Origin of the sequence: Halostella sp. PRR32 (assembly GCF_034808085.1) — an archaeon.
GTDB classification, from domain to species: Archaea; Halobacteriota; Halobacteria; order Halobacteriales; family Natronoarchaeaceae; genus Halostella; species Halostella pelagica.
Genome location: NZ_JAXHGL010000001.1, coordinates 633,219 through 658,120 on the forward strand (window position 1 = coordinate 633,219; position 24,902 = coordinate 658,120).

20 protein-coding genes and 1 tRNA gene are annotated in these 24,902 nt (G+C 62.0%); 11 read left to right on the plus strand and 10 right to left on the minus strand.

Going from position 1 to position 24,902, the window contains the following annotated elements; translation table 11 throughout:
* Positions 1–2,196 (plus strand): phage tail protein, encoded by a 2,196-nt coding sequence (locus tag SM753_RS03385; protein WP_323190546.1) that lies wholly within the window; start codon positions 1–3, stop codon positions 2,194–2,196.
* Between the two features lie 82 nt (positions 2,197–2,278).
* Here SM753_RS03385 and SM753_RS03390 read toward each other — a convergent pair whose 3' ends face one another.
* Positions 2,279–4,060, minus strand: coding sequence for a hypothetical protein (locus SM753_RS03390; protein WP_323190547.1), 1,782 nt, complete (start codon positions 4,058–4,060; stop codon positions 2,279–2,281).
* Positions 4,061–4,319: 259 nt separating this feature from the next.
* Here SM753_RS03390 and SM753_RS03395 point away from each other — a divergent pair, with 259 nt between their 5' ends.
* The 4 genes from SM753_RS03395 (at position 4,320) to SM753_RS03410 (ending at position 8,210) form a co-directional block, all read left to right on the plus strand.
* Positions 4,320–5,222: a DUF3267 domain-containing protein gene (locus tag SM753_RS03395; RefSeq protein ID WP_323190548.1), complete on the plus strand. Its 903-nt coding sequence runs from the start codon at positions 4,320–4,322 to the stop codon at positions 5,220–5,222.
* 380 nt (positions 5,223–5,602) lie between these two features.
* Complete coding sequence (locus SM753_RS03400; RefSeq protein ID WP_323190549.1) at positions 5,603–6,409, plus strand: class I SAM-dependent methyltransferase; 807 nt, start codon at positions 5,603–5,605, stop codon at positions 6,407–6,409.
* Between the two features lie 231 nt (positions 6,410–6,640).
* Positions 6,641–7,144 (plus strand): hypothetical protein, encoded by a 504-nt coding sequence (locus SM753_RS03405; protein ID WP_323190550.1) that lies wholly within the window; start codon positions 6,641–6,643, stop codon positions 7,142–7,144.
* 193 nt (positions 7,145–7,337) lie between these two features.
* Positions 7,338–8,210, plus strand: a complete 873-nt coding sequence (locus SM753_RS03410) for a tyrosine-type recombinase/integrase (protein ID WP_323190551.1) — start codon at positions 7,338–7,340, stop codon at positions 8,208–8,210.
* Between the two features lie 31 nt (positions 8,211–8,241).
* On the opposite strand, the gene SM753_RS03415 is transcribed toward SM753_RS03410, so the two are convergent.
* The 3 genes from SM753_RS03415 to SM753_RS03425 all read right to left on the minus strand — a co-directional run bounded on the left by SM753_RS03415 (position 8,242) and on the right by SM753_RS03425 (position 10,891).
* On the minus strand, positions 8,242–9,936 hold the full coding sequence (locus SM753_RS03415; protein ID WP_323190552.1) for a DUF262 domain-containing protein: 1,695 nt from the start codon (positions 9,934–9,936) through the stop codon (positions 8,242–8,244).
* A gap of 579 nt (positions 9,937–10,515) precedes the next feature.
* Positions 10,516–10,590 (minus strand) — tRNA-Val (locus SM753_RS03420).
* A 46-nt stretch (positions 10,591–10,636) separates the two neighbouring features.
* On the minus strand, positions 10,637–10,891 hold the full coding sequence (locus SM753_RS03425; protein ID WP_323190553.1) for a hypothetical protein: 255 nt from the start codon (positions 10,889–10,891) through the stop codon (positions 10,637–10,639).
* A gap of 362 nt (positions 10,892–11,253) precedes the next feature.
* On the opposite strand from SM753_RS03425, the gene SM753_RS03430 reads away from it, so the two are divergent.
* Positions 11,254–12,201, plus strand: a complete 948-nt coding sequence (locus SM753_RS03430) for an MBL fold metallo-hydrolase (RefSeq protein ID WP_323190554.1) — start codon at positions 11,254–11,256, stop codon at positions 12,199–12,201.
* Entirely contained in the window at positions 12,198–13,979 is a 1,782-nt protein-coding gene (locus SM753_RS03435) for an adenine deaminase C-terminal domain-containing protein (RefSeq protein WP_323190555.1), read from the plus strand. Before SM753_RS03430 ends, SM753_RS03435 begins: the two co-directional genes overlap by 4 nt.
* 12 nt (positions 13,980–13,991) lie before the next feature.
* Here the strand turns inward: SM753_RS03435 and SM753_RS03440 are convergent, their stop codons facing one another.
* The gene (locus SM753_RS03440; RefSeq protein ID WP_323190556.1) at positions 13,992–14,525 is read right to left on the minus strand and encodes a cob(I)yrinic acid a,c-diamide adenosyltransferase; all 534 of its coding nucleotides are present in this window, start codon (positions 14,523–14,525) and stop codon (positions 13,992–13,994) included.
* Between the two features lie 167 nt (positions 14,526–14,692).
* Between SM753_RS03440 and SM753_RS03445 the strand changes: the two genes are divergently transcribed.
* Entirely contained in the window at positions 14,693–14,869 is a 177-nt protein-coding gene (locus SM753_RS03445) for a hypothetical protein (protein WP_202613827.1), read from the plus strand.
* Between the two features lie 1,020 nt (positions 14,870–15,889).
* Here the strand turns inward: SM753_RS03445 and gcvPB are convergent.
* Both gcvPB and gcvPA read right to left on the minus strand, forming a co-directional pair.
* Complete coding sequence (gene gcvPB, locus SM753_RS03450) at positions 15,890–17,317, minus strand: aminomethyl-transferring glycine dehydrogenase subunit GcvPB (RefSeq protein WP_323190557.1); 1,428 nt, start codon at positions 17,315–17,317, stop codon at positions 15,890–15,892.
* Positions 17,314–18,654 carry an aminomethyl-transferring glycine dehydrogenase subunit GcvPA gene (gcvPA, locus tag SM753_RS03455; RefSeq protein WP_323190558.1) on the minus strand — a complete coding sequence of 447 codons (1,341 nt, stop codon included), beginning with the start codon at positions 18,652–18,654 and terminating at the stop codon, positions 17,314–17,316. Before gcvPA ends, gcvPB begins: the two co-directional genes overlap by 4 nt.
* A 208-nt stretch (positions 18,655–18,862) precedes the next feature.
* On the opposite strand from gcvPA, the gene SM753_RS03460 reads away from it, so the two are divergent.
* Positions 18,863–19,456, plus strand: coding sequence for a hypothetical protein (locus tag SM753_RS03460; RefSeq protein ID WP_323190559.1), 594 nt, complete (start codon positions 18,863–18,865; stop codon positions 19,454–19,456).
* A gap of 159 nt (positions 19,457–19,615) precedes the next feature.
* Here SM753_RS03460 and gcvH read toward each other — a convergent pair whose 3' ends face one another.
* The 3 genes from gcvH to SM753_RS03475 all read right to left on the minus strand — a co-directional run bounded on the left by gcvH (position 19,616) and on the right by SM753_RS03475 (position 23,047).
* Positions 19,616–19,999 (minus strand): glycine cleavage system protein GcvH, encoded by a 384-nt coding sequence (gcvH, locus tag SM753_RS03465; protein WP_138797817.1) that lies wholly within the window; start codon positions 19,997–19,999, stop codon positions 19,616–19,618.
* On the minus strand, positions 19,996–21,114 hold the full coding sequence (gcvT, locus tag SM753_RS03470) for a glycine cleavage system aminomethyltransferase GcvT (RefSeq protein ID WP_323190560.1): 1,119 nt from the start codon (positions 21,112–21,114) through the stop codon (positions 19,996–19,998). The genes gcvH and gcvT overlap by 4 nt, the downstream gene beginning before the upstream one ends.
* Positions 21,115–21,265: 151 nt before the next feature.
* On the minus strand, positions 21,266–23,047 hold the full coding sequence (locus SM753_RS03475; RefSeq protein ID WP_323190561.1) for a S8 family serine peptidase: 1,782 nt from the start codon (positions 23,045–23,047) through the stop codon (positions 21,266–21,268).
* Positions 23,048–23,350: 303 nt separating this feature from the next.
* On the opposite strand from SM753_RS03475, the gene SM753_RS03480 reads away from it, so the two are divergent.
* Positions 23,351–23,806 (plus strand): NYN domain-containing protein, encoded by a 456-nt coding sequence (locus SM753_RS03480; protein WP_323190562.1) that lies wholly within the window; start codon positions 23,351–23,353, stop codon positions 23,804–23,806.
* Between the two features lie 116 nt (positions 23,807–23,922).
* Complete coding sequence (locus SM753_RS03485) at positions 23,923–24,774, plus strand: TatD family hydrolase (RefSeq protein ID WP_323190563.1); 852 nt, start codon at positions 23,923–23,925, stop codon at positions 24,772–24,774.
* Positions 24,775–24,902: the final 128 nt, after the last annotated feature.

Below are 24,902 nucleotides of genomic sequence, written 5' to 3' on the forward strand. Positions count from 1 at the left end.
GTGGATTTCTCGTACGCCACGACAGCGAGCGAGACGGACTGGGACGAGTGGAACGGTCGCAACGTCGACGTTCGAGACGGCGGAATAACCCTCGAAACGACGACCACGATCCGGCAGTCAGACCTGGAAACGCGGGCCATCGACCACGCCGTCGATCCGAGCGGGGTACTCTACACTGTCCGGCCGTCGGGCGGGCTCTATCGCTACGATCCGGATACAGAACTCGAACAGCAGTTGGTGGACCGGACTGAAGCGACGCTCACCGACCCGGTCGCGGTCTGTGCTACGGCGGACCGCGTCTTCGTCATCGATGCGACCGACGGCCGTATCGCCGTCCTTTCACCGCGATTACAGCGCCTTATCGGAACACTGGAGACGCCGGCGTCCGAGCCCGCGGGGTTAGCGCACTCTGACGGGACGATTTACGTTCTCGACGAGAGGGAAGGGATCGTGACGGTCGAACGCGGTAAGACGACCGACTCGACGACTGGGTGGGATCTCGGAACCCCGACTGACATCGCAGCCGATGACGGCCAACTATACCTCTTAGATCCCCTGAACGGTGTTTCTACCGTCCGAGCTTTCCGTGGGGGTGAGGAGGTCGAGAACGCGTCGGTGCCGGGGGCGACGTTCGAACCCGAAGACGGCCCCGTTTCGCCTGTTGCTCTCTCTGTCACCGCCGGCCGCCTCTTCGTTACTGGAGCAGTAGCCGGAGAAACGGAGAGCGCGCTGTACGAGTGGGATCCTGACTCTGAATCGTTTTCCGAACGCCACCGCTTCGACGACCCCTGTGTCGAACTCGACGGCCGGTTCGTCGAAAATACCGAGCAGTACGAGTTCTATGGACTGCTTGGCGACGACCAGAACTGTCACGCGCTTACTGAAACCTCGTTGAACAAGCGACATCCGAGACGGGACCGGTACGTCGGGACGGCGTTCCAGCGATTCGACTCCGGTGCGCAGGGGAACGAATGGCATCGGTTGTCGCTGGGGATCGGCCGGTCGTCAGCCAGTACTCAGGTCCGCGTTCGATATCTCGCGACGGACTCACCCGCGCTCGTCGAGTTAGACGCTGCCGAGATCACTCGGCTTGCGCCGAAGACGGTCGACATACTTCGAGACGACGGGATCACCAGCGTCTGGGAACTTATCAACTGCGACCCAGATCGGGTCGCTTCGCGTCACGAGGACGTCTTCCCGAGGAACGTCCGCTACTGGCAGGGTGTCGCGCTGAGCAACCTGTCGGAACACGCGGAAGGCAACTGGACGACTGTGGACTCACTCAACCCGACCGATGTCCTGTTCGAAGACGGAAACGGGCGATATCTGTTCGTCAATCTGGAGCTCGTTGGAACTCCGGAATCAGCTCCGCGGGTCGACTCCGTACGGGCATTCTGTCCCCGACAGACGTATCTTCGGTATCTCCCGGAGCTGTATCAGGAAGACGACCAGTCTACGGAGTTTCTCGAACGGTTCCTGTCCGTGTTCGAACGGATATTCGTTGACATCGAGGAGGAGATAGACGGGATCGGACAGTATTTCGATCCGCAGGGTGTTCCGAGCGAATCGCTGGCCTGGCTGGAACGGTGGTTAGCTGTCGACTCACGGGTCGACTGGCCGGAGTCCGCACGCCGAGAACTGCTCGCCAGGGCTCCCGAACTGTACAAGCAGCGAGGAACGAAACGAGGCCTCCGCGAGTTAGTCGAACTGTATCTCAGATACGCGACACCTGTGGGTGAGTCTACGGGCCTGGACCGAGCCGACGGAACTGACCCCGATTCTCCCGCTGCCGGCACTGCCGATACTGGGGATTCCGCGTCCATGACACATGATACGCCGTCTTGCGGGAGCGCCGACACGCCCTCCGGCCACCGATTGTACTTCCTCGACCACAGCAGCCTTGAGAGTATCGAGCGCGAGGCGGCGTGGTCTCAGTACGCTTCGGAACTCCCCGACCGACCCGGGTTTGCGCTCTTTTGCGGCCCGCTCCGAAACGACGACGAACGCGCCGCCGTGGAAGCGCTCGCGAGTTCTCAGAAGCCAGCCCACGTCGGATCAGCCGTCGTCTTTCTGGAAAACGAGTGCACACTCGGATCCGGCACGTTCCTCGGGATCAACAGCAAGTTAACGTCCCGCGAGTTCTCGCTCGGCGAGGCGGCGCTCGGCGGCGAAACGGTGTTAGAACCCAGGAACTGACGGCGTGGTCGCTTCGAGATCAGGTGTCGAACGCACGTAGGTTCGTGCGTGTCACGCGGAGCAGGCGTAAGACGGCGAACCATCAGTCCGCGTCAGTTACGGTGACCGAGTTCCGGTCCACGTGTAGGTACGTAACCCACGGTACGTCGTCCGCGAGGCCGGAGTCAGTCGTCGCTGCAAGCGCCTGGTCGTAATGGACGGCTCCCTTGGTTCCGAGCGTGGTCGTTCCGGAGACCACGGCCCCGTACACGTCCGCCTGTTTGACGTAACTGTACCCCGACCCGTTCCGCGTCGGCGCGTACATCACGCCGGTGAAGGTAGCGCGCGTCGTTGAACTGCCTCCGCCAGCGATAGTCGCGTTGAAGTCCTCGGTGCCGAACGTCCAGAACTGCGAGGACCGGTCACCCGGGACTGTGACGTGGGATTTCTTGCCGACGTGGACGTTGACCTGTCGCTGGCCGAGTCCCGTCGGGGAGACGGTGACATCGCGTTCGCTCGCAACGTACAACCGGACGCTGTTGTTCCCTCTGACGGTGATGTTCGACCCCTGCGCTCCGCCGAGGCGGACGTAGTCCCGGACGCCGACGACGATGTCCCCGTCTGTCGTGTCGAGAACCAGTTCCTCGTTGTCGAGATCGATCGCTTCGACGGAGTACTGACCGGCGGTGATCGTCGTCGTCGAACCGGAAGTGGACAGCGAACTTCCGGAGATAGCGGACGCGTCCGCGTTGTCGTTTTCGTCTGCGAGGCGCGCGACCTGTCGCTCGACGATAGAGCTGAACGGGGTCGCTGTCTCGATGCCGTCTATCCGCTCGGAGCCGTCGTAGTCCGCGCCGTTCCGTTCGAAGCTGTCGGTCCAGTGAACGGTCCCGTCGATCTCCGTCGAGCCGCTGAGTTCGACCGACTCACCGGAGTAGAGGTCTCCCCGTACCGTAGCGTCACCACCGGACGAGACGTTTCCAGCGACCCTGACGGACCCGTGTCCCGTCGCATCGTCCTCGGAGTACGCCGCCTCTGAGGAGTCGTAACTGTCCGTGTACGCGCCGGTGCCAGTCAGACGTAACTCTCCGGTCGGGGCCGTCCCCGTGAGACCGCTCCGGATATCCAGTTGCGGTGACCCGGTAACGAACTGGACCGTCACGGCCTGTGCGGAGTGGTTGACGGAGACCCTTCCCGGCGTTCTCGCCCGGAAGTACGCGGCCCACGCGGTGTAGTACTCGCTTTCGACCGTGACCGTGAGCGCCTGTGGGCTCTCGATCGGATTGGCGACGGCGTCTGTGCCGGTTTCAGCTGATCGGTTCGTCGCCCGAATCTGTAGTCGGTGGTCGAGCGAGGCGTCACCCTCGACGGTGAGGTACTCGACCAGAAGCGTGCCGTCCCGATACTCGATTTCCGGCGTCGACACCATCGTCGTCCCTCCGGACGAGTGTCTGAACACAGCGCCTCCCTGAGTCGCGATCCGCGTCTCTCCGGCGACGTACGCGACTTCTCCCAACGACTCGTTCGCAACCACGACCGACTGACCCGAAGCGAAGTCGACGCTCCGGACCGTGATCTGTCCCCTGTCATCGTTGACGGCGAGTTTCCCGTTCCCGTGGTCGAAGGTTAGACGCTCCGTCGCCGCGGACTGGCGGCCCACGCGCTCGGCCGTCGCGTCCAGTTCGACCATCCCCGTTTGTGCGGCGCGGATCTCCGCGTTTCGCCTGGAGTCATCGAGTACCGGGACGCCAACCGCAACGACGAGAGTTAGCCCGGCGACTACGAGTCCGACGAGCAACACGATCCCGATCACTTCTGATGCGCCCCGGTTCGACCGGTTGGCTGATCCGCTCTGCAGTCGTTTCCGCTCGCTCCCTCCCCCCATGAATTGTAGTTAGGTTACTGACCTGTAACCAAAGTTAGAAGCGCTGTAATCCTAGAATAGACCGACTAATTACGCCGTCTCGCGCAGGATATCAATAGAACTCCGTTATCCTCTCTTTCGCAATGGCTCGGTATCCGGGCTGGGGAACGGGGTGATCCCCCGTATCTTAATCGTTGAAAGAGCACCAGCAGATTCGGCAGATACAGCCGCAAGCTAAACAGAAGATTGCACTTAGTGCCTACAGGAAGAATACCCCAGCATGGATACGACCAGTTCCGCCGAGACCGAAACCGTCCTTGCAGATCTCCAGTTGTCCCGAAGCCTCACCGTCCAGTGGGCGGTCGTAGGGACGATGGGTTTCGGTGTCGCGATGGGCGTGTTCAGCGGACTCTATCAGTTGCTGACTGGACAGTCGGCAACGTACGATTTCTCACCGGCTGGCGTCGGCTGGTGGATCGAACCGCTGAACGTCTTGGTCGTTCTCGTTCTCGCGAGTCTTATTCTCGTTCCACACGAGTGGCTTCACGGACTGGCCATTCGGTATTATGGTGGGGAACCTCGATATGGAGTGGGAGTAGCGCACTTTATTCTCCCGTACGCGTATGCGACCACCGACCACCGATTCACCCGCGACCAATTCCTCGTTGTGCTCCTGACGCCGCTGGTCGTCCTGACGCTGATCGGTGTCCCGCTGATGATTCTCTTCGAGTGGGGCTGGCTTGTCCTCCCGCTTGCCGCGAATGCCGGGGGTGCTGTCGGCGATCTCTGGATGGCACTGACGTTACTGGGATATCCTTCCCACGTTCACGCCGAAGACCACAGAACCGGATTCCGCATCCTCGGTCGAGAAGCAGATCAGCCGCGTGAACTCTCGATGACGGCCGCAGTGTGGGATGCGCTCGTCGGTGCGGCTGTTATGGCGGTCGGGCTCTTGGTCGTTCTGAGCTTCGGCGGGCTATTCATCCTTGACGCTCTCAACGTTGGCTCAGTCACAGTCGGCAGACCCGGTACGATTACGTTTGTCTTCGAGTACATCAATAGGCCCGGGGAAATTTCGATAAGCGTCGGTCTCGGACTCCCAGTTCTCGGCGGGTTACTTGGCTTAGCCTACTCGTTCGTTCGGAGCTACCAGCGAGCGAGGAAGCCAGCCGACAAGCAGTGATCCTGAGTGCCGAATAATTCAGGATTGATAGGCAAATACACGGATGTAATTTTTCTATCCCCCTTATAGTCAAGTAACACAAAATATATTATGGAATTGGCAATTAGTTCGTGATTCACTCCGGCTAAATTCAGCGAAGTTATTCACCGGCCCCGACTATATAGCGGGGTTTAACCTGGTTGGATTGTATATCACGAATATTTGCTAGGAATATTTATCGTGTAGTACAGCGTTCTAGAACCTAGTGTTCACTATGACACAGAAGAGAGAAACCAGTACAAAGTACGTCAGGAACAGTCTCGGACGTCAACCACGTTCTCGACTGGCACGCCGGACGCGGACACGCAGTCCGGGAAACCGGTTCGTGACGGGGCGGTTAGATGAGTGAGCATCTCGACCGAGAAGCGAGGCGACAGGGCGACCTCTGGAATGCGGCGGGCGACGACTGGGCCGAACTTCTCGCGCCAACTGTCTCCCCGGTTTGGGGACCGCTCCTCGACCTAGCCCGAGTGACGAGGAGCAGTCGGGTGCTCGATGTAGGCTGTGGGTCCGGCGAAGTCCTTGCCCAGGCCCGATTCCGAGGCGCAACGGTGTCCGGTCTCGACTTGGCCAGCACTCTCCTTGAAATCGCGGGCGACAGACTTCCCGACGCGGACCTCCGTATCGGGGACATGAAGGACCTGCCGTTTGAGAACGACGCCTTCGACGCTGTCGTCTATCTCAACAGCCTCATGTTCGCCGATGACCCGGTCGAGGCGCTCGGCGAAGCGCACCGGGTACTGGCTCCCGATGGCCGTCTCGCAGTCGCCCTGTGGGCCGAGAAGGACATCAACGAGTTCCGTTACGTCATCCAGACGCTCGTGAGCGTTCTGCCTGAACCCCCGACAGGGGACGGCCCATTCGCACTCTCCGAGCCTGGTGTCTTGGAGACGGTGATCGAAGACAGCGGCTTCGAACCAGTAGAGACGCGACGCCTCCCGGCACCGTTCACGTTTGTCGACAGCGAACACTACCTCCGGGCCGTCCTCGGCATGGCGCCGGGTCAGAGTGTCCTCCGGCAGGTGGACGAGGAGGCGGTGACGGAGGCTCTGCTGGAGGCTGGCGAGAAGTTCCGGCGGGATGACGGTTCGTACCGCTTCGAGAACACGTTCCAGGCCGTAGGTGCGATCCCGCGAGACGAGCAGTAATCCACATACTCTCCTGGTGGCCGGACAGTCACCTCAGATTGTCCCACCAGACCATTTCGTGGAGCATCGACTGACGCTGGTGCGGGCACATCACAGGCGGATAGGACGGAGACGTCGACTGTGTAGGCTCTCGGCGTCATTCAGGTCGTCAGAAGCAGCAAGCGCGTTTACAGGAGAGTAACGTCGATCAGAACACAAAATTCATACCAAATGGTAGTGAGTATTCCCTGAATGAGTGTCGAACCGGTTGCAATTCTGCATATGGGGATCTTTCTTGCAATTGTCAGTGGACTCTGCGGATTACTCGTCGCACTCTTCTGGTCGCCTTTCCTCCTTACGGAACGCTTTCGTCACCTCTTCGGATCGCTTCCTCCCTTCGATTGGCCCATAAACTACTTTCTCTGGATACCGCTACCTGCGGTGTGCTGGGGGTTTCTCTGTGGGAGTGTCGTTTCGATGAGCCTCGACGTCCGACCGCCAACCGATGCGTCGCCGCTCTACGTATCCGGACTGGACGGTATCATCGTGGCGACTGCGGTCTCGCTCCTTTTGTGGCCAGCCCTGCTGCTGTACGTGCTGCCAGCCCGAGGGTTCAACTGGTACTCGAACGAAGATACGTCAACGACGGTTGCGCTCGTCATCGGGGGAACCATCTGGTATTTTCCGTGGCTCGTCATCCCGACATATGTCATCGTCCTTTTTGCTGGCTTCGGGGATGTCATGACCGGAACCTGAGTAACCGAACTACGCTGCCGAATAGCGGGTAAGCCGTCCCGCGAATCACTTCGTGTGATCCATAGCGCCGCGGATATGGGTTAGGGCGGATTCGAACCGCCGGCCTGCTCGCCGCCTCGCGTCGCTCGGCGGCTCCGCACCGCGAAGCGAAGACCCGGGCGCGTAACCACCACGGAAAATCACCGAGTCGGTCGTGGTAGTCTCCAGCGGGGAGCGGTTCGAGAGAACTATGACCCGCAGTATGTCACCCGAACACGCTGTCGAACGGCACCTCAAAGAACGCGAGCCCGAAGTCTTCGCCTCCACTCTCCAGAACAATCGCTATGAGCTGAAACGCTTCGTGGAGTGGACCGATGAGGCTGGCTTGGACGACATCTCGGAGTTAGACGGTTTCCATATCCACGACTTCAAGATCCACCGTTGCGAGGAAGGCGGCGTCAACGAGACGACCCTGCCGAACAATCTCTCCGCGCTCCGCGTCTTCGTGTCGTGGCTGGAGTCCATGGAGGTCATCGACGGCGACCTCTCGGACAAAATGCAGATTCCGAACCCCGATAGCGACGCCCGCGATACGATGATAGACGCCGAGACTGCAGAGGAGATTCTGGACGACCTGGAGAAGTTCGAATACGGAACTCTCCGACACGCGCTCTTTGCCCTGCTGTGGGACACTGGCTTCCGGCTCGGCACGGTTCGGGCGCTCGACCTCGGGGACTACCACCCAGACGAGCGATACGTCGAGGTCGTGCATCGACCCGATGAGGTGACGCCGCTGAAGAACCAAGGAGAGGCCGAACGGGAGGTCAACCTCCACGAGTGGGTCTGCGAGGTGCTGGATGACTACGTCGAGGTAAGCAGACACGACGTGACGGACGATTACGGCAGAGAACCCCTATTGACGACCCAGCACGGAAGGCCGGTGGGGACGCACCTACGCCAGAACATCAACGCCCTCACCCGGCCTTGTCATTACGCCGGGGAGTGCCCGCATGACCGCGACCAAAGCGAGTGCGAGGCCGCAGGTAACTATCGTGAGTTGAGACGGGAAGCGTTCGAGATGAACTAAGACTAACTCGATGAGGCCGCCTTATGGACTCTTACAGCGACCAAATGTTCACGGCAACTTCAGCAAGTTCAGACGTGCGCTGTTGGATTGAATCAAGGTTCCAGTCCTCGTAATCCTCTGCGAGCGCTGTGGTCATTGTTACGTTTGAGGTAGCGTATTCCCTCTTTTTCGATTCAAACGGATTGTTGCTCGCGCGGATGTTCTTGTCTGATTCGAGGAGCGTGAGATTCCCGAGTCGGTCACGATGCTGTTCGAAGGTCTCCTCGGTAGTGTCCAACGTTGTAACCCAAGCGCTGTGCTTCGTAGCGGTATAGGCAGACCGTGGCGCTATGTGTTCCAACTCGTAATCATCCATACGGTCAATAGTACCGCCGTAGTGGACCTCCTCGATACGTTTCAGCATATACTTGGTCCGGTTGTTCAGTTTAACCCGCTTGTTCTCGATGCCGGCCTTGAACTCCTCTTCGCTCGGGTATTTCTCGCGCAGATAATCCGCCATCTGCTCTATTGGGTCGCTCTCGTTGAACACCGTAGAACAGAGTTCAGAATAGATTCGGTCTAACTGACTGCCGGTCGCATAGTTGGCAACTTTCCACCGAATCAGGAAGCGTTCAAGCACACCGAGAGCCTCCATGGCCTTGTTTGGATTGTCGAACTCTCTGAAAATACGGAGCAACAGAGTTCGAGCCTGAACCGATTTGACATGGTGGAGATGGGTCAGTTTCTGGTTGATGGCTTCATTCCCGCTACGGTCAAACTGGTCGATATCCGAGTTCACAACCCGCATATACAATTCGGACTGCTCTGCGATGTCTGCCAGATAGGACTCCAGTGTGATGTCAGAGGACGACCGAACCTCCTCTATGATTTCTTGGAAGATGTCGTAGAGTTTGTAATCTGAAACCGCATCAGTAAAGTCCGGTTCTGGAGCCGACATGAGGTAGTGACGGAAGAATCGACTCGGCTTGTTGAGATTGGGTACGGTGTTATCCACGGCTCTCTGCCATGATTCACGAATGTCGTCGTAATCAACATCGTCGTCCTGAGCAGCGAGACTGAAGACGTGGTTCTTCATCAGGTCGACTGAAGAGAGTTCCAGTCCACGCTCGTTTAGCGTCTCGAAAAGGCGGAAGGCTGACTGTTCCTCCGTACACTCGATAGTGACGAGGGTAATAGAACTCAACAATTCCTTCCGGAGTGTATCCGTCTCTTCAACGCTCAGGCTGTGAATCCGTGAACCATAGAACTCCAGTGCCTCGCTCAGATTCTCCTTTTCTACCTGACCGAAGTTACAGTCCAAAATGGAGGCAAACGAATCGTTGTCGTACCGACTCAGAGAGAGATTCTGATATTCCCGCTGGTCAAGGTCCTGCTCAAAGAGATAGTCGTTTCGGATAGCGTCGGCCTGACTCTGCTCTCCCTCGTCAAGATACTTCTGCCGCATCACGGAGAGCATCGTCAGGATGGTGGCCAAGCGCTGTTGACCATCAACAACTTCGAGCCGGTCCAATTCGTTCAGCCCCTCCGACCGCTCGATTACGACGACTGACCCAAGGAAGTGAGTCTGGCCGTCCTCCAGTGCTTGAAGGTCTTCCCACAGGGCACGCCACTGTTCTTCACCCCACGAATATTGACGCTGATAGTCCGGAACTGTGTAGCGATAGTTGCGGGAAAGGACACTTTCGATGGTATCTTCGTTCGCGGAGATACCGAGACTACCACTCATGCGCAAGTCGAGACAGGAGACGTTATTAGGCATTTCTGTTCAATCATCCCACATACGGACAGATACGGGCGGCTCTGTTCTCTCGTGGTTGCGAACTCTGTCATCGAAGTTTCGGGCAGTCGGTCCACCTGGAGGGATATGGATGGTTTCCTGACTCGATGACCCGCTGGTAATCGCCAGCAGGTAGAAGATGACCTCGAAAATGCCGGTGACAAAGACCACGAGAAACCAGAGTAGGGCACTCCGCCCGTGCCCCTTCGCGTGAAATGCGACAGCGATTGCAAGGACGAATCATAAGAGCTTGATGAAGGCAAGGAGGCCACTCATGAGGACAAGCCGTTTTTCCTATAAGAAGAAACTTCGCACCGAGTCTTAGAAGGCGTTTCTTTGAGTTATTGCCCGGTAGACGTTCTCTCCGGTACTTTCAACTATCTTCCCGTCCTCCTTAATCACGAACCGCACCCCGTCGTGGAGTTTGGACACGAACGACAGGTGACGTGGTGATTGAAACCCGGCGCTGTGCGTAGAATCCCAAGAATGCGTTACGGTCCCGTCCTGAGGGTCCGTACACCGACAAAGTGGGTTAGGGCGGATTCGAACCGCCGGCCTGCTCCGTGTGAAGGAGCCGTCATAACCTGGCTAGACCACCAACCCGCAAGAAAGCGTACCCGCGGGCCGGTGAAAAACGTTCCGGAACCGATCAGTTCGGGCGTTGTCCGCGGATACGTCGCCGCGCCTTTGCGAGGGCGTCTTTCGCCTCTCCTTCAGCACGGTCCTCGATAGCTTCGAGTTCTTCGCGGACGTTGTCGAGGCGACTCGGTTCGGGTTCTTGCTCACTACCGGTCAACTCCCGGAAGCGCGCCTCCACGGGTTCGAGTTCCTCCGTAACGCCTTTCTTAGCGTGTTCACCGGCTCGCTTGATGTAGTACCGTGCGTCTTCGAAGTGCTTGTTCATACCTATCTGTTGTCTTCGAAAGGATATAACCTTTGTGGAGGGACAGAATCCACAGTCGACATTTCTTCGCAGAGTATGAGTTCGCTACTGACACTGACGCCAGCTTTTAGGCTAGCCGAAACCAGTGGTTTTATGTATTTCTTAGGCGTGCCTAAAACCGTGCGGGGCGGCGAACCGTCCGAGTATGTCACTGGTCATGCCGCCTTGACGATTAGCTACCGCCGCAGTCCGGGCACCGTCGCCGTCCCGCCGACTCTGTAAGGGAACGTAACCGTGGGCATCGGTACCGACCCAGCGGATCCGTCTTTTCGTATCGCCGGTTCACAAACAGTTTACCCGCGGACCGTCTTACCGAGCGTGTGATGTTCAAGCGGCTCTCGATCCCGACGCCGTTTCAGGTCGGTCCCGTCAACGCCTACATTTCGGGACGGACCATAGTCGACCCCGGCCCGGACAGCGAGGAGTCCTGGTCGACGATGCTCGACGAACTGGAGAAACGCGACCTCTCGCCCGCGGACATCGAACAGATACTCGTGACGCATCCGCACCCGGACCACTTCGGGTTAGCGAGACGGTTTCGCGACGACGGAGCGAGGGTGCTCGCGAGTCCCGCAACGTCCCGGATCATCGAGAACTTCGAGGGGCGTCTGGCGTACGAACAGTCGTTTTTCGTCGACTGCTTCGAGCGCCACGGAATGGCCCGTTCGACGGCCGAAACCGTGACCGAACTCCCAGAAGTGTATCTGGAGTACTCGCCGTCGTGTGAAACCGACCGACTACTGGAGGAGGGCGAGAAACTCACCGTCGCAGGCGAGACGGTTCGGGTACGCGACGCCGCGGGGCACGCGCCGGGCGAACTGGTGTTCGAGTACGAGCACGACGGCGACGAGGAGGCTATCGTCGGCGACCAGATACTCCCCGATATCACGCCGAACCCGCTCTTGCAACCCCCGGCAGAAGAGGGGGACCCGCGTCCGCGCGTCCTGCCGGCGTTCAACGACTCTCTCGACCGACTTCGCGGCCGGGATTACGACCGCGTTCTCCCCGGCCACCGGGAGGTGATCGACCGCCCATCGGAGCGCATCGGCGAGATACGCGAGTCCCACGATGAACGCACCGAGAACGTCCTCGAACTCGTCGACGGCAAGACAACGGCGATGGACGTGATGGAGGGTCTGTTCGGCGACCTGCCGCTGACCGAGTACTTCCCGGGGATGAGCGAGGCGGTCGGCCACCTCGACGTGCTTGAACGTCGCAGCGAAGTACAGCGATCCGAACGCGGCGGTGTCGTCGTGTACGAACGAACATGAACGGGAACAACCGAGACGAAGACCGGACGGAACCGACGAACAGACAACGTGAACAGGCAGTGGCACTCGGCGCAGACAGCGCGGACCTCGTCATCGAGAACGGCCGCGTTCTGCTCGCCGAACTCGGCGAGTTTCGCGACCGCGACGTGGCGGTCGTCGGCGACCGGATCGCCGCCGTCCCCGAGGACGCGGGCGGGGTCGTCAGCGACGACACGACGGTCGTAGACGCCGACGGGCGTGAGGTCGTTCCGGGATTCGTCGACGCGCACACGCACGCAGACATCTTTCAGACTGTCGAAACCTCGTATCACCGGATCCTCGAAGGCGGAACGACGACGCTCGTCACGGAGGCGACGGCGTTCGGCGGGGTCAGCGGTGCCGACGGCGTTCGGGAACTGCTTGCCGCCAGCGCGGACCTGCCGGTCGATCTCCGCGTGACCGTCCCGCCGCTTGCGTTTTTCGACGCGTTCGGCGCTCCCGCAGACGAAGCCACACGCGACGGCATCATCGACCTGCTCGAAGACGAGCGCGTCGTCGGCGTCGGCGAGTCCGACTGGGTGCAGGTCGTCGGCCGCAACTCCCTCGCCGGGGAACTCTACGAGCGAGCGCGGGAACTGGGGCTCCGTGTCGTCGGTCACGGTGCCGGTTGTTCCGGCGAGAAACTGACGGCTTACGCCAACATCGTCGACAACGACCACGAGGCCATCACGGCCGACGAGGTGACGGCGCGTTACGAACGCGGCATCCACCCCGTCGGTCGCAGCGGATCGATCCGCGACGACAGCGAGGCGATCGCCGAGGCGGTACGGGAAAACGACATCGACGCTTCCCTGTCGACTGACGGTGCCTGGCCGGACGTACTCGCTACGGGCGAAGCGATGGACGCTGCGGTTCGCCGCGTGATAGACCACGGCGTCGCCCCGGAAACGGCGATCGGGATGGCGACGTACGCGCCGGCCAACCACTTCGGCCTGACCGACCGTGGGAGTATCGCGCCGGGCAACGTCGCGGACCTGATCGTCCTAGACGACCTCGAATCGGTTACCGTCGGTTCCGTCGTCGGCGACGGCGAGGTCGTCGTCCGGAACGGCGAAGCGGCCGTCGGCCCGCGAGAACACGACTACTCCGCGGAGTTTTACGACTCGGTGGACATCGACCCGACCGCGGCGACGTTCCGGGTCCCGACGAGTGCGGCCCGCGACGGTTCGGTCCGAGCGCTGGAGTACAGCCACGGCCTCATCACGACCGAAACGACCGTTAGTCCCTCTGTCGACGGAGATGCGCTCGTCGCAGACCCGTCCGACGATATTGCCAAGGCCGCGCTGCTGGACCGCCGGAGCGGTGTCGACGACGCCTTTACCGGCTTTCTCACTGGGTACGGCATCGACGAGGGCGCTGTCGCGACGAGTCTCACCTGGGAGCAAGCGTCGGTCGCCGTCGCCGGCGTCGACGACGCGGCGATGGCCCGTGCCGCATCTCACGTCGCCGACGCCGGCGGCGGATTCGCCGTTGTCCGGGAGGGCGAGGTGCTCGCGGACCTGCCGTTGGCAGTCGCCGGCGTCGCCGCGGACACGCCTCTCGACGAAACAGCGGAACGCATGGACGACGTTCGGGCGGCGCTGAGGGCCGTAGGCGTCGATGTCGAACGGCCGCTGCTTCCGATTCAGACGCTCACCTTCTTCGGGGTGCCGTCGTTGAAACTCACGCCGCGGGGCTACGCGGATATCTTCGGCCGGCGCGTCGTGGGATTGACGCCGCCGGGAGACGGCGGGAACTGATCTCGTCCGCAGTCAGTACGTCGGGTTCTCCTCGGGGACGCCGTCACGCTCGTTTACCGCGCGGCCGAAGGTAAACAGCGCGTCCGAGAGGCGGTTTAGATACTCCACTGTGTGTTCGTTGACCTCCGATTCGCCGGCGAGCGCCACAACTCGGCGCTCCGCCCGCCGACAGACGGTGCGGGCGTGGTGGAGACGGGACCCCGTCTCCGACCCGCCAGGGAGGATAAACGACTCTAGCGGGGCGAGTTCGTCGTCGTAGGAATCGATCCAGTCTTCGACTTCGGCGACGTGAGCCTCGCGAACGACCGGGTCGCCGTCGTCGGGGTCCGGGTTCGCCAGATCCGCCTGCACGATGTGGAGGTGGTTCTGGACGCCGGAGAGCTGTTCGTCGATGTCGTCGTACCCCGTCGGAACGATGGTCCCGATCAGTGCGTTCAGTTCGTCTACCGTCCCGTACGACTCGATCCGGGGGCTCGTTTTCGAGACGCGCGACATGTCTCGCAGGTCCGTCATTCCCTCGTCGCCGCGGCCGGTGTAGATTTTCATACGATCACGGTCGCCTCGGACCCACTTAGTATCAATCACGAACGCCGAGTTTAGTCGCCGCGGCTTGGAGAGCCCGAGAAGTTTGATATATTCCTATAAGGTTTAACTGGGTGCGTAAGTCCGGGGGAAACCAGTATGTTAAACAACGCTCGTAGAAAATATCGGATATGGCCCTCGAACTCGACCACTACTGTCCGGACTGCGAGACAGACCGGACGTTCTGGCGTGCCGCGAGCACGACGCTCCATCTCGGAGAGAAAACGAAGTGGCGATGCCCCGAGTGCAACTACTCCTTCGTCACGATCGACGGCATCGATTCCAGCCAGTCCGACATCGAAGCGTAACACTGGGATCCGCCTGTTCTCCGCGACCGATCACCCTCGAATCAGTGTCGAAGCTATAGTAGCCTGTTCTGGACCGTACCCCCGGGGTAACGTGTCCAGTCCATCGATCTCTCCGGCCTGTTCTCATCGGCCCGGATGTAAGAGTAGAGAAATATCCTCCGGCACACCGATTTTGAAGACTGCTAGTAGCTGAAACGAGCGCCGCCCACAACAGGATCAGTCGGTGTCGTCCGACCGAGGGTCGATGTGGTGGACTGCATGCCGAGACGAGTCTGCCGGTGGGAAGTTCGACCCATCCGTACAAGCGGACCAAACACCCTCTCGCGGAGGGCGTTCTCCCGGTCGAGATCACCGTACGACTGGCGATTCGTACTCCCTGAGCAGCGGATCCTTGCCCTAATCTACTACCGGATCAGCCCTCGCAGAGGCCATACGGTGGATTCGACGGAGAAAATAACACGAGCATAGTCCATTGCGGTGAGGAATAGCCCCGCATCCGTGGCCGGATCCAGGACAGGCTGGCTTGATCTCGACAGGTCGTCCGCGTGCCAGGGCGGTACTCATGAGCTGCCTGAGGTTGAGGGCTCTGAGAGTCATCACCCGTCGACCCTGCACTCGGAGAAGACCATTTAGTTCAGTGAATTCCCCTGGTCTGGGCTGGACGCTTCTGTCACGCACTTTCGGACTGCGTTGGTAAGTGTGATAGCCACAGTTCTCTCGGCACCGACGTACCCCTAGCTTGAGCGCCTGAAGAGTCTCGCAACAACGTCCCGGGAAGTCGTCACCAGGGCGATCAAATAAACCATTAAGTGCGATATCAAATACACCCCTCACCGGTTGGCGGCGGTATACCGCCGTCCGTTCACCACAAACAGCGATCCAAGGACTTGTCCTGAGTCCGGTTCCCGTCCGAGCGGCTCTGGAAGAACTGAACACGAGTCGTGAAAGAAAGTGACTGCACAGGAAGGAACTGTTCGAGAGAACCCCGCCGACCGAGAGATCAGACGCCGCGGAGTGCGATCAGTCCCCGTCCAGGGAGTGCCAGGAGAGCCGCAGGTCTCGCGCGGCGGACGTCTGGTCGATCCGGCGTGCGGTCGTGCGCTCGGGGGCATCGGCGAGCGTCGAGTCGTCCTCGCCGGCGACGGCGTTGAACGCGGCCGCTAGCTGGTCTAACGTCTTGCGGTTCTCGATCTCCGTCGGTTCGGTCATCAGCGCCTCCGGGACGATCTCCGGCCACTTCGTCGTGGGCGGATGGACGCCGTAGTCGAGCATGCGCTTTGCCACGTCCGCGGCGTCTTGGTCGCCGGCACTGGCGACGAACTCGTGGTGGTACGGACCGTACGGCACGTCGTAGTCGGTCCGTTCGCCGAGGTAGTTGGCGTTCAGTACGGCCTTCGCGCTGGCGTCGCGGAGGCCGGGATCGCCCAATCTGGCGATGTAGGCGTAGGCTTTCACGAGGACGAGCCAGTTGCCCTGGAAGCCGTGGACTTTGCCGACCGTCTCTTCGGGTTCGAACAGTTCGTACGCTCCGCTCTCGGCCTGGCGGACTCGCGGCGTCGGCAGGTACGGTTCGAGGTCCGAGACGACGCCGACCGGTCCCGCACCGGGGCCGCCGCCGCCGTGGGGCGTGGCGAACGTCTTGTGGACGTTGTAATGCATGATGTCGAAGCCCATGTCGCCCGGGCGCGCCCGGCCGAGCAGGGCGTTGAGGTTCGCGCCGTCGTAGTACAGCAGGCCGCCCACGTCGTGTACCATCTCGGCTATCTCCTCGATGTCGCGTTCGAAGAGGCCGAGCGTGTTCGGATTGGTGAGCATCAGCGCGGCCGTATCCTCCGAGAGTGCCGCTTCGAGCGCGTCGAGGTCGACCCGGCCGTCGTCGCCGCCCGGGAGTTCGACCACGTCGTACCCGCCGAGAGCAGCGCTGGCGAAGTTGGTGCCGTGGGCACTCTCGGGAACGATCACCTCGTGGCGGTGGCCCTCGCCGTTAGCTTCGTGGTACGCCTCGGCGAGGAGGATACCGGTGAACTCGCCGGCCGCGCCGGCGGGGGGCTGGAGCGTCACGGAGTCCATGCCACCGATACGGGCGAGGTAGTCCTGCAGGTCGTACAGCAGTTCGAGCGTCCCCTGTACGGTGTCCTCGGAGCGGTCCGGGTGGACCGCAGCGTCCGGGATAGCGGCCACGTCCTCGGTGAACTTGGGATTGTACTTCATCGTACAGGAACCAAGCGGGTACGGCCCGTTGTCGATGCCGTAGTTCATCTCCGAGAGCCGCGTGTAGTGCCGGGCGAGTTCGGGTTCGGAAAGCTCCGGCAGGTCGAGGCTGTCCCGTGTCAGGTCGTCGGGGAGCGGCGAGTCGTCGATTTCGACCTCGGTCCCGTCTTTCTCGGAGAGGAGGGGTTCGTAGCGGTCGCCATCGTCGTCGGTCCACCGAGCCTGGTCGAATTTCATTCTGCCACCTCCGCGAGCGCGGCGACCAGATCGTCTGCCTTCCGGGCGTTGGCGTCGGTCACACAGATCTGGAGTTCGTGGTCGGAAAGCGCATGCACCGCGAAGCCCTTTGTTTCGAGATCCGAGGCGATCGCCGGCGCGGGCTGGTCGGTCCGTGCGACGAACTCCCGGAAGTGATGCCGGTCGTGAACGGGAGCGCCGACGCCGTTGATATCGTCGACGCGTTCGGCGAGGTCCTGGGCCTCGGTGACGCACGTTTCGGCCAGGTCGACGAGACCAGAGGGGCCGAGGTCCGCGGCGTGAATCGCCGTCCGGAGCGCGACCCACGCCTGGTTCGTACAGATGTTGCTCGTGGCGCGCTCCTTGCGGATGTGCTGTTCCCGGGTCTGGAGCGTCAGCGTGTACGTCCGGTTGCCGGCTTCGTCCTCGCTCGCGCCCACGAGACGGCCGGGAACCTGTCGGACGAACGAGTCCCGCGTGGCGAACAGGCCAAGCCCCATCCCGTAACTCGTCGGAAGGCCCAGCACGCTGGCGTCGCCGATAACAACGTCGGCACCGACCTCGGACGGTTTCTGGAGCAGTGAGAGCGCGACGATGTCGGAGCCGAGCACGAACAGCGCGTCGTTTTCGTGTGCGATGTCGGCGATGTCGGCGAGTCCTTCCTCGACGGTCCCGCGGACGGACGGGTTCTCGGCGTACACCATCACGGTGTCGCCGTCGACCAGGTCTGCGAGCGCTTCGACGTCGATATTACCGTCGTCACTCGGCACCGTCTCAACGACCATCTGGGTTCCAGCGACGTAGTTCTCCAGCACTTCGCGGCGCTCGTCACGGAGCAGTTCTGGCACGAGCACGCGGTGGCCGTCGGTGGCACGGACGCGGGAGGCGAGCGTCGCCGCCTCGCCGAGCGCAGTCGCGGCGTCGTACATCGAGCAGTTCGCGATCTCCAGTCCGGTCAGTTCGACCAGCAGCGACTGGTACTCGAACAGGACCTGCAGGAACCCCTGGGTGACCTCGGGCTGGTACTGCGTGTACGAGGTGAGAAACTCCGAGCGCAGGGAGAGGTGGTCGACGAGCGACGGCACGTAGTGGTCGTAGTGACCGCGTCCGAGAAACTCCGTCAGGTCGTCGTTGTCACCGAATGTTTCGCGCAGTTCGCGCTTGACTGCGCGTTCGCTTCGTTGTTCGATCCCGAACTCGCCGTCGAATCGAACGGCCTCCGGAATGTCGAACAGTTCGTCGACGTCGTCGGCACCGATCGCGTCGAGCATCGCCTCGGTTTCGTCCGGCGTGTGCGGCGCGAACGGACTGCCAGTGGTTGTGTCGTGTCCAGTCATGGTTGCGTGGGACTCTCGTGTTCGAGGGAAAAGCGTCGCGTAACCCGCGGCGACCCGCGGAGAGTGGTCGAAAGCACAGGTATTGCGTACTTACGACCCATCCCTTATCACATCCTCGGTTTCTCCGGTGTACGGTCCTGGGACCGACGGAACCGCCGTCTCAGTCTTCTCCCCAATGTATAAGTTCGGGTTCACCGTCGGTGAAAGTATGAGCCGGCAAACGGCGCCCGAATCAGACCCTAACCCGCTAGTTCGCGAGGTGTACGACGAACTCGGCGAACTACTTCAAGAGGGAGACGACGCGTTCATCGAGAAGGGGCCCGCCCGCTTAGCTGACGCCATCGAACAGGACGGCTTCTTCGAGAACGTTACCACGGACCCGGCCGCACCCGACGAGTACACGCGAGAGAAAGTCATCGGCGACCCCGGCGAACACGTAATCCGGTTCATGGAGTGGCCGCCCGAATACACGCTGATGCCTCACGAGCATCACGGCCGGCCCTGTTTCGAGGTGCTGGTAGACGGCCATCTCACGCTCTCGAATCTCGAACGCACGGAGGTCGGAGACGGCGAGTACGCCTTCGATGTCGTCGATTCGGAGGTCACGGAACCCGGAGAACCGGCGGTTGTCGACCCGCGGAAAAACGAGATCCACGCCGTGTACAGCCCCGTCCGTAGCAGGTCGCTACACGTGTACCCGAGCGACAACTGGCGGGCGTTCGGGTACGTTCCGAAAGACGACACCCCCGACAACGACGTGTACGAGCGTCGGGAGTTCACGTTGCGGGAACCCGGCGACTGACTCGTCTCGTGTGGTGACTGGGCATCCGCGCGTCGGACATCCCGCGAAGGCAGAGCGCGGTTCACCGCCGAAGCGGAGCTACGTTCCGTGAGGCGGCTTTCGGTCGTGCTTGCCGCTTCGAGCGGTCACACCGTGCGAAACCAGAGGAAAAGGTCGCTTCTACTCGATCTGAGCTCTGTACTCGTCCGCGGACATGAGGTCGTCGAGTTCGCTCTCGTCGGCGGCGTCGACTTCGAGCATCCAACCGTCACCGAACGCGTCCTCGTTGACGAGTTCCGGCGTGTCGAACAGGTTCTCGTTGACAGCCGTCACCTCGCCGGAGACTGGCGCGTACAGGTCCGAGACGGCTTTGATGCTCTCAATGACGCCGAACTCCTCGCCCTCGCTGATCGTGTCGCCGACGTCCGGCAGTTCGACGAAGACGACGTCGCCGAGTTCGTCCTGCGCGAAGTCGGAGATACCGATACGGACGGTTCCGCCGTCGTTGTGTGCCCATTCGTGCGATTCCAGGTAGCCGTGGTCGTCAGGTACGTCGAAGCTCATTGGTCGATGAAAGGTGTGTTCGTGATCTGCGCGTTTTTCGGTCGGTCCCGGACGACGACCCGTACGTCGGTACCGGGGTCGTCGTACTCGACGGGGACGTAGCCGAGTCCGATCGGCTTGTCCAGTGTTGGACTCATCGTACCGCTGGTGACGGTGCCGATGACGTCTCCGTCGGTATCCGTGATGTCGTACCCGTGACGCGGAACGCCGCGTTCTGTGAGTTCGAAGCCGACGAACGCTTCGTCGACGCCGTCGGTCTTCGCGCGTTCGAGCGCGTCCCGGCCGACGAACTCGGTGTCTAACTTGACGGTGAAGCCAGCGCCCGCTTCGTACGGGTTCCGCCGGTTCTCCTCCCGGTCGAAGTCCTGCCCCGAGAGGAGGAACCCGGCCTCGATGCGGAGCGTGTCGCGCGCGCCGAGGCCGCAGGGCTGACAGTCGAACGCCGCCCACACCGTCTCGGCGGACTCCTGCGGAACGACCAGTTCGAAGCCGTCCTCGCCGGTGTAGCCGGTGCGAGCGACCCAGCACTCGACGCCGGAGACGGCCGCCCAGCGGGCCTCGAACCGGGAGAGGTCAGTCACCTCGTCGTCGGCCGCCTCGGACACGAGGGATTCGGCGTCCGGTCCCTGAACGGCGAACATGCCGTACTCCTCGGTTCGGTTCTCGACGGTCGCGTCCAGGGACCACTCGTCGCGGTAGCCCGTCCACCGGTCGTACGCCTCCTCGTCGTGTCCGGCGTTGGGGACGAAGAGATACGACGCCTCGCCGGCCCGTGACTCCGTCCGGATCTCCCCGTCGTCGGGGAGGCGGTACACGACGGTGTCGTCGATGATGCTGCCGTCCTCGTCGGTGATCATCGCGTACTGCGAATCACCGGGCGAGAGCGCCGTCACGTCGTTCGTGACGAGCCGTTGCATCAGCGCCGTCGCGTCGGGACCGCTCACCGTTATCTCCCCCATATGCGAGACGTCGAAGATGCCGGCGGACTCTCGGACGGCGGCATGTTCCGTCTTGATCGAATCGAACTCGACGGGCATCTCCCACCCGCCGAACCCGGTGAATGACGCACCGCGATCGTCGTGGACCGCGTGCAATGGTGGCCTCCGTCGGGACATACCCCAACGGTCGACCGCCTGTAAGTAAGGTTTTGGTATTACGGTCGGAGTCGGGCGAGAACCACGCTGGACTGTAGTCCGGGACGCCAGTTACGCCGGTCGCGAAAAAAGAGACGGAATGACAGTGACACGGAGCGGTTCGGGTGACGGCTTATTGGCCGATCTCTTCGACAGAGAGGGTGTAGCTGCCGCTCCCGCTGTAGGAGTCGACGAGGATACCGAGTTCGGTGCTGCTGTCGACGTCTTCGGCGACGACTGTTTCCTGACTGTCGCGCGTGATCGAGCGCTTGTCGTAGTCGCTCGTCGACGGCGTACGGCCGTCGAGGGTCACGTACAGGTCGAAGTCGGCGTTAGAGGGGCCGTCGAGCGAGACGGTGACCTGGCAGGGGTTGGCCGTGTCTGTCCCGTAGGTGTAGCTGTCCGAATCGGAGTAGCCGGACAGACTCCCGTCGACGCTCCCGGTTTCAGTTTGGCTTCCGCACTCTCCGCCGCCGCCGCCGTCCCCGACGGTCACGGCGACGGAGTCGGTGGTGGACGCGCCCTCGTCGTCGGTAACTGTCAGCGACACGGTGTAATCGCCGGACGAGTCGTAGGTCTTCGTGACGACCTCGCCGGTGTCGGTGGTGCCGTCACCGAAGTCCCACTCATAGCTCGTGATGGTGCCGTCGGGGTCGGACGACGCGCTACCGTCGAACGTGACCTCCTCGCCGACGTTGACGGACGCGGAACTGGCGTCGATAGACACCGTCGGCGAGTCGTTGCCGCCGCCACCGCCGTTGCCGACGATGTTTCCGGCGTCGACTCGGCCGGACCCTTGCTGGTCGCTGGAGAGTCCCACGTCGACCGCGGTCTGTTTGAGGTGCTGGCGCAGTTCCGTTGCGGACAGCGACGAGTCCACCGCTTTGCCGAGCGCGGCGACGCCGGCGGCGGCCGGACAGGCCATCGAGGTACCGGAGATCCGGTTGTAGTCGCTGGTGGTCCAGGCGGAGAGGACGTCCACGCCCGGCGCGGCGACGTCGATCTTGTCGCCGTACTGCGAGAAGTCCGCGAGGTTCTCGTTCTGGTCCAGCGCGGAGACGGCGACGGTCTCGTCGTACCCCGCGGGGTAGGAGACGCCGCGGGAGCCGTTGTTACCGGCCGCACAGATGACGAGCGCACCGTTGTTCGTCGCGTAGGAGACGGCGTTTTTCATCGTGTCCGTGTAGCCGCCGCCACCCAGGGACATGTTGATCACGTCCGCCCCTTGGTCGGTGGCCCACTGCACCGCGTCGGCGATGTCCGCAGTGGATCCGCCGCCATCTCCGAGCGCTCGGGCCGAGAGGAGGCGCGAGTTGCTGATGCCCGCGACGCCCGTGCCGTTGTTCGTCGTCGCCGCGGCGATGCCGGCGACGTGAGTACCGTGATACTCGTTTTGTAGGTCCGTGGGGTACGGATCGCCGTCGTTGTCGACGAAGTCACGTCCCTTGTTGCTCCCGAACTGGTCGGCCAGGTCGGGGTGGTCGTATTTGACTCCCTGGTCGACCACGGCGACGGTGACGCTCTCGGAGCCGAGTGTGGTGTCCCAGGCCGCGGGCGCGTTGACCTGCTGGGGCGCGTACTGGTCGTTGAACCGGGGGTCGTTCGGTTCGGCCAGCGGGTGGTGGGTCGAGTTGTCCTCCGCGTATCGGACGCCGTTTCGGTTTTCCATCGCGGATTTTACCGAATCACGTGCCTGCGTGCTCGCGCGATCCGGCAGTCGTACCGCCATGTAACCGAGCGTCTCGTTCCGGTGAACGACCTCCGCGTCGTCCGGAATATCTCGCTCGACCTGTGTCTGAACGTCGTCCATCGTCGACGCGGCGGAGACGCCGACGAGGATCTCGTCCTCCCGTGGACCGGGAGATCTCCCCGGGGTCGCCGAGGAGACACCGCTGAGGGCGCCTATCGCCCCCATCGTACCGGTTGCTTTGATAAACGATCGTCGTGACCATGATGGGTTGCCATTATTTGACATGGCGGTGGCAATTTTTGCAGTACTTTAATTTAAACCTTTCCAAATAATATATAAAGTGATGATAGATATAAAAATTCAAGGATAATTCATCAGATGGACGACTCAGTCCCACGATCTGGGCCAGATAGAAACGTACTGATAATTTTTAAATCGGCCAACGTGTACCGAAGGCGACTCCGGGAGATGCGGACCCGCTGACGCGACACCGCTACGACTATCGTGGTAAGCAGTCAACGGCGATCCATGAACGGACTACTGCGCCGTCTGGTCGGCGGCGACGAGAGTCGGACGAGGGTCGGACTGTTCGTCGACGGCCCGAACGTCCTCAGAGACGAGTTCGACGTCGACCTGGACGACCTGCGCGACATCGCGGCCGACACCGGCGACCTCGCGGTGACGCGGTTGTACCTCGACGAACACGCGACGCCGGGACTCATCCAGGCCGCCGAGGCGCGCGGCTACGAGGTGATCGTCACGAGCGGCGACGTGGACGTAAAACTCGCCGTCGACGCGGCGGCGGCGGTCGTCGACGGGACGATGGACGTACTGGCTATCGCCTCGCGGGATACGGATTTCAAGCCGGTCGTCGAAACCGCCGGGAAACGCGGGGTCCGGACGCTCGCTATCGCTCCGGGCGAACACGGGAAGTCCGACGCGCTCGGGAACGCGGCCGACGAAGCGCTCGTCGTCGACGCCTGATAGGGGACTGCGACGGGCGTTCGTGACGCCGTGCGCTGGAGGCGAGCCGCCGCGAGCGAGGTCTCGAGCGCGCGGGACCGACCCCTTTTCGGTGCTGGAACGCCCACTGCGGACCGATGACCGATCTCGACATGCCGGTGCTCGACAATCACCTCCACATCGACCCCGACAACGGGCGCGGGATCGAGGCCGTACAGGACTTCGCGCGCCTCGGCGGCACGCACCTGCTCGTCGTGAACAAGCCGTCCTGGCATCTCGGCGTCGAACCCGAGGTCGGCGAGGACTTCCGGGCGGTGTTCGAGCGGACGATAGAGGTCGTCGACCGCGCGAGCGAAGTCGTCGACGGCACGGCATGGCCCGTTCTGGGCGTTCACCCGGGCCTCGTCACGCGTCTCGTCGACGACCGCGGGTTCGCGCCCGAAGACGCGCGTGACCTGATGCAGGCCGGCATCGATGTCGCCGCGGAGTACGTCGCGGACGGTGCCGCAGTCGCGCTGAAATCCGGTCGCCCGCACTACGACGTGAGCGAGGCGGTGTGGGACGCGTCGAACGATGTCATGCGCCACACCTTCGCGCGCGGCGCGGACGCGGACTGCGCCGTCCAGTTGCACACGGAAGCGAGCGAGGAGATGACCGCCGTTGCGGAGTGGGCCGAGGCCGCCGGCCTCCCCCGCCACCGCGTCGTCAAACACTACGCGGGCGGCCGCCTCGTCGGCCCGACGCCGAGCGTGATGAGCGAGAAAGAGCGGCTAACTGTCGCCGCCGAGTCGGGGGAACCGTTTCTCATGGAGACGGACTTCGTCGACGACCCCGACCGGCCCGGCGCGGTGCTGGGGCCGAAAACCGTGCCGCGCCGGGTGCGCTGGATGCTCGAAGAGGGGTACGACGACGCCGTCGAGCGGGCACACGTGACGACGCCTGGCCGCGTGTACGGCCTCGACACCGTCGCCACGCTCGACGGAGACTGATAGGTTTTTGCACCTGTATGCCGGTCCGCGCCGACCCCGCGTCGGCGCACGACCGAACTGAATTACAACTGTCCGTATGAGGAAGTGTCGGTTCGGCCCAACGCACCGGTGAGAGAGAAAGGCATTTC

Bases quoted from the DNA above. Each gene is read 5' to 3' on its own strand.
- SM753_RS03390 (WP_323190547.1), bottom strand. From the start codon at position 4,060: ATGGGGGGAGGGAGCGAGCGGAAACGACTGCAGAGCGGATCAGCCAAC.
- SM753_RS03395 (WP_323190548.1), top strand. From the start codon at position 4,320: ATGGATACGACCAGTTCCGCCGAGACCGAAACCGTCCTTGCAGATCTC.
- SM753_RS03400 (WP_323190549.1), top strand. From the start codon at position 5,603: ATGAGTGAGCATCTCGACCGAGAAGCGAGGCGACAGGGCGACCTCTGG.
- SM753_RS03405 (WP_323190550.1), top strand. From the start codon at position 6,641: ATGAGTGTCGAACCGGTTGCAATTCTGCATATGGGGATCTTTCTTGCA.
- SM753_RS03415 (WP_323190552.1), bottom strand. From the start codon at position 9,936: ATGAGTGGTAGTCTCGGTATCTCCGCGAACGAAGATACCATCGAAAGT.
- SM753_RS03425 (WP_323190553.1), bottom strand. From the start codon at position 10,891: ATGAACAAGCACTTCGAAGACGCACGGTACTACATCAAGCGAGCCGGT.
- SM753_RS03430 (WP_323190554.1), top strand. From the start codon at position 11,254: ATGTTCAAGCGGCTCTCGATCCCGACGCCGTTTCAGGTCGGTCCCGTC.
- SM753_RS03435 (WP_323190555.1), top strand. From the start codon at position 12,198: ATGAACGGGAACAACCGAGACGAAGACCGGACGGAACCGACGAACAGA.
- SM753_RS03440 (WP_323190556.1), bottom strand. From the start codon at position 14,525: ATGAAAATCTACACCGGCCGCGGCGACGAGGGAATGACGGACCTGCGA.
- SM753_RS03445 (WP_202613827.1), top strand. From the start codon at position 14,693: ATGGCCCTCGAACTCGACCACTACTGTCCGGACTGCGAGACAGACCGG.
- gcvPB (WP_323190557.1), bottom strand. From the start codon at position 17,317: ATGAAATTCGACCAGGCTCGGTGGACCGACGACGATGGCGACCGCTAC.
- gcvPA (WP_323190558.1), bottom strand. From the start codon at position 18,654: ATGACTGGACACGACACAACCACTGGCAGTCCGTTCGCGCCGCACACG.
- SM753_RS03460 (WP_323190559.1), top strand. From the start codon at position 18,863: ATGAGCCGGCAAACGGCGCCCGAATCAGACCCTAACCCGCTAGTTCGC.
- gcvH (WP_138797817.1), bottom strand. From the start codon at position 19,999: ATGAGCTTCGACGTACCTGACGACCACGGCTACCTGGAATCGCACGAA.
- gcvT (WP_323190560.1), bottom strand. From the start codon at position 21,114: ATGTCCCGACGGAGGCCACCATTGCACGCGGTCCACGACGATCGCGGT.
- SM753_RS03475 (WP_323190561.1), bottom strand. From the start codon at position 23,047: ATGGGGGCGATAGGCGCCCTCAGCGGTGTCTCCTCGGCGACCCCGGGG.
- SM753_RS03480 (WP_323190562.1), top strand. From the start codon at position 23,351: ATGAACGGACTACTGCGCCGTCTGGTCGGCGGCGACGAGAGTCGGACG.
- SM753_RS03485 (WP_323190563.1), top strand. From the start codon at position 23,923: ATGACCGATCTCGACATGCCGGTGCTCGACAATCACCTCCACATCGAC.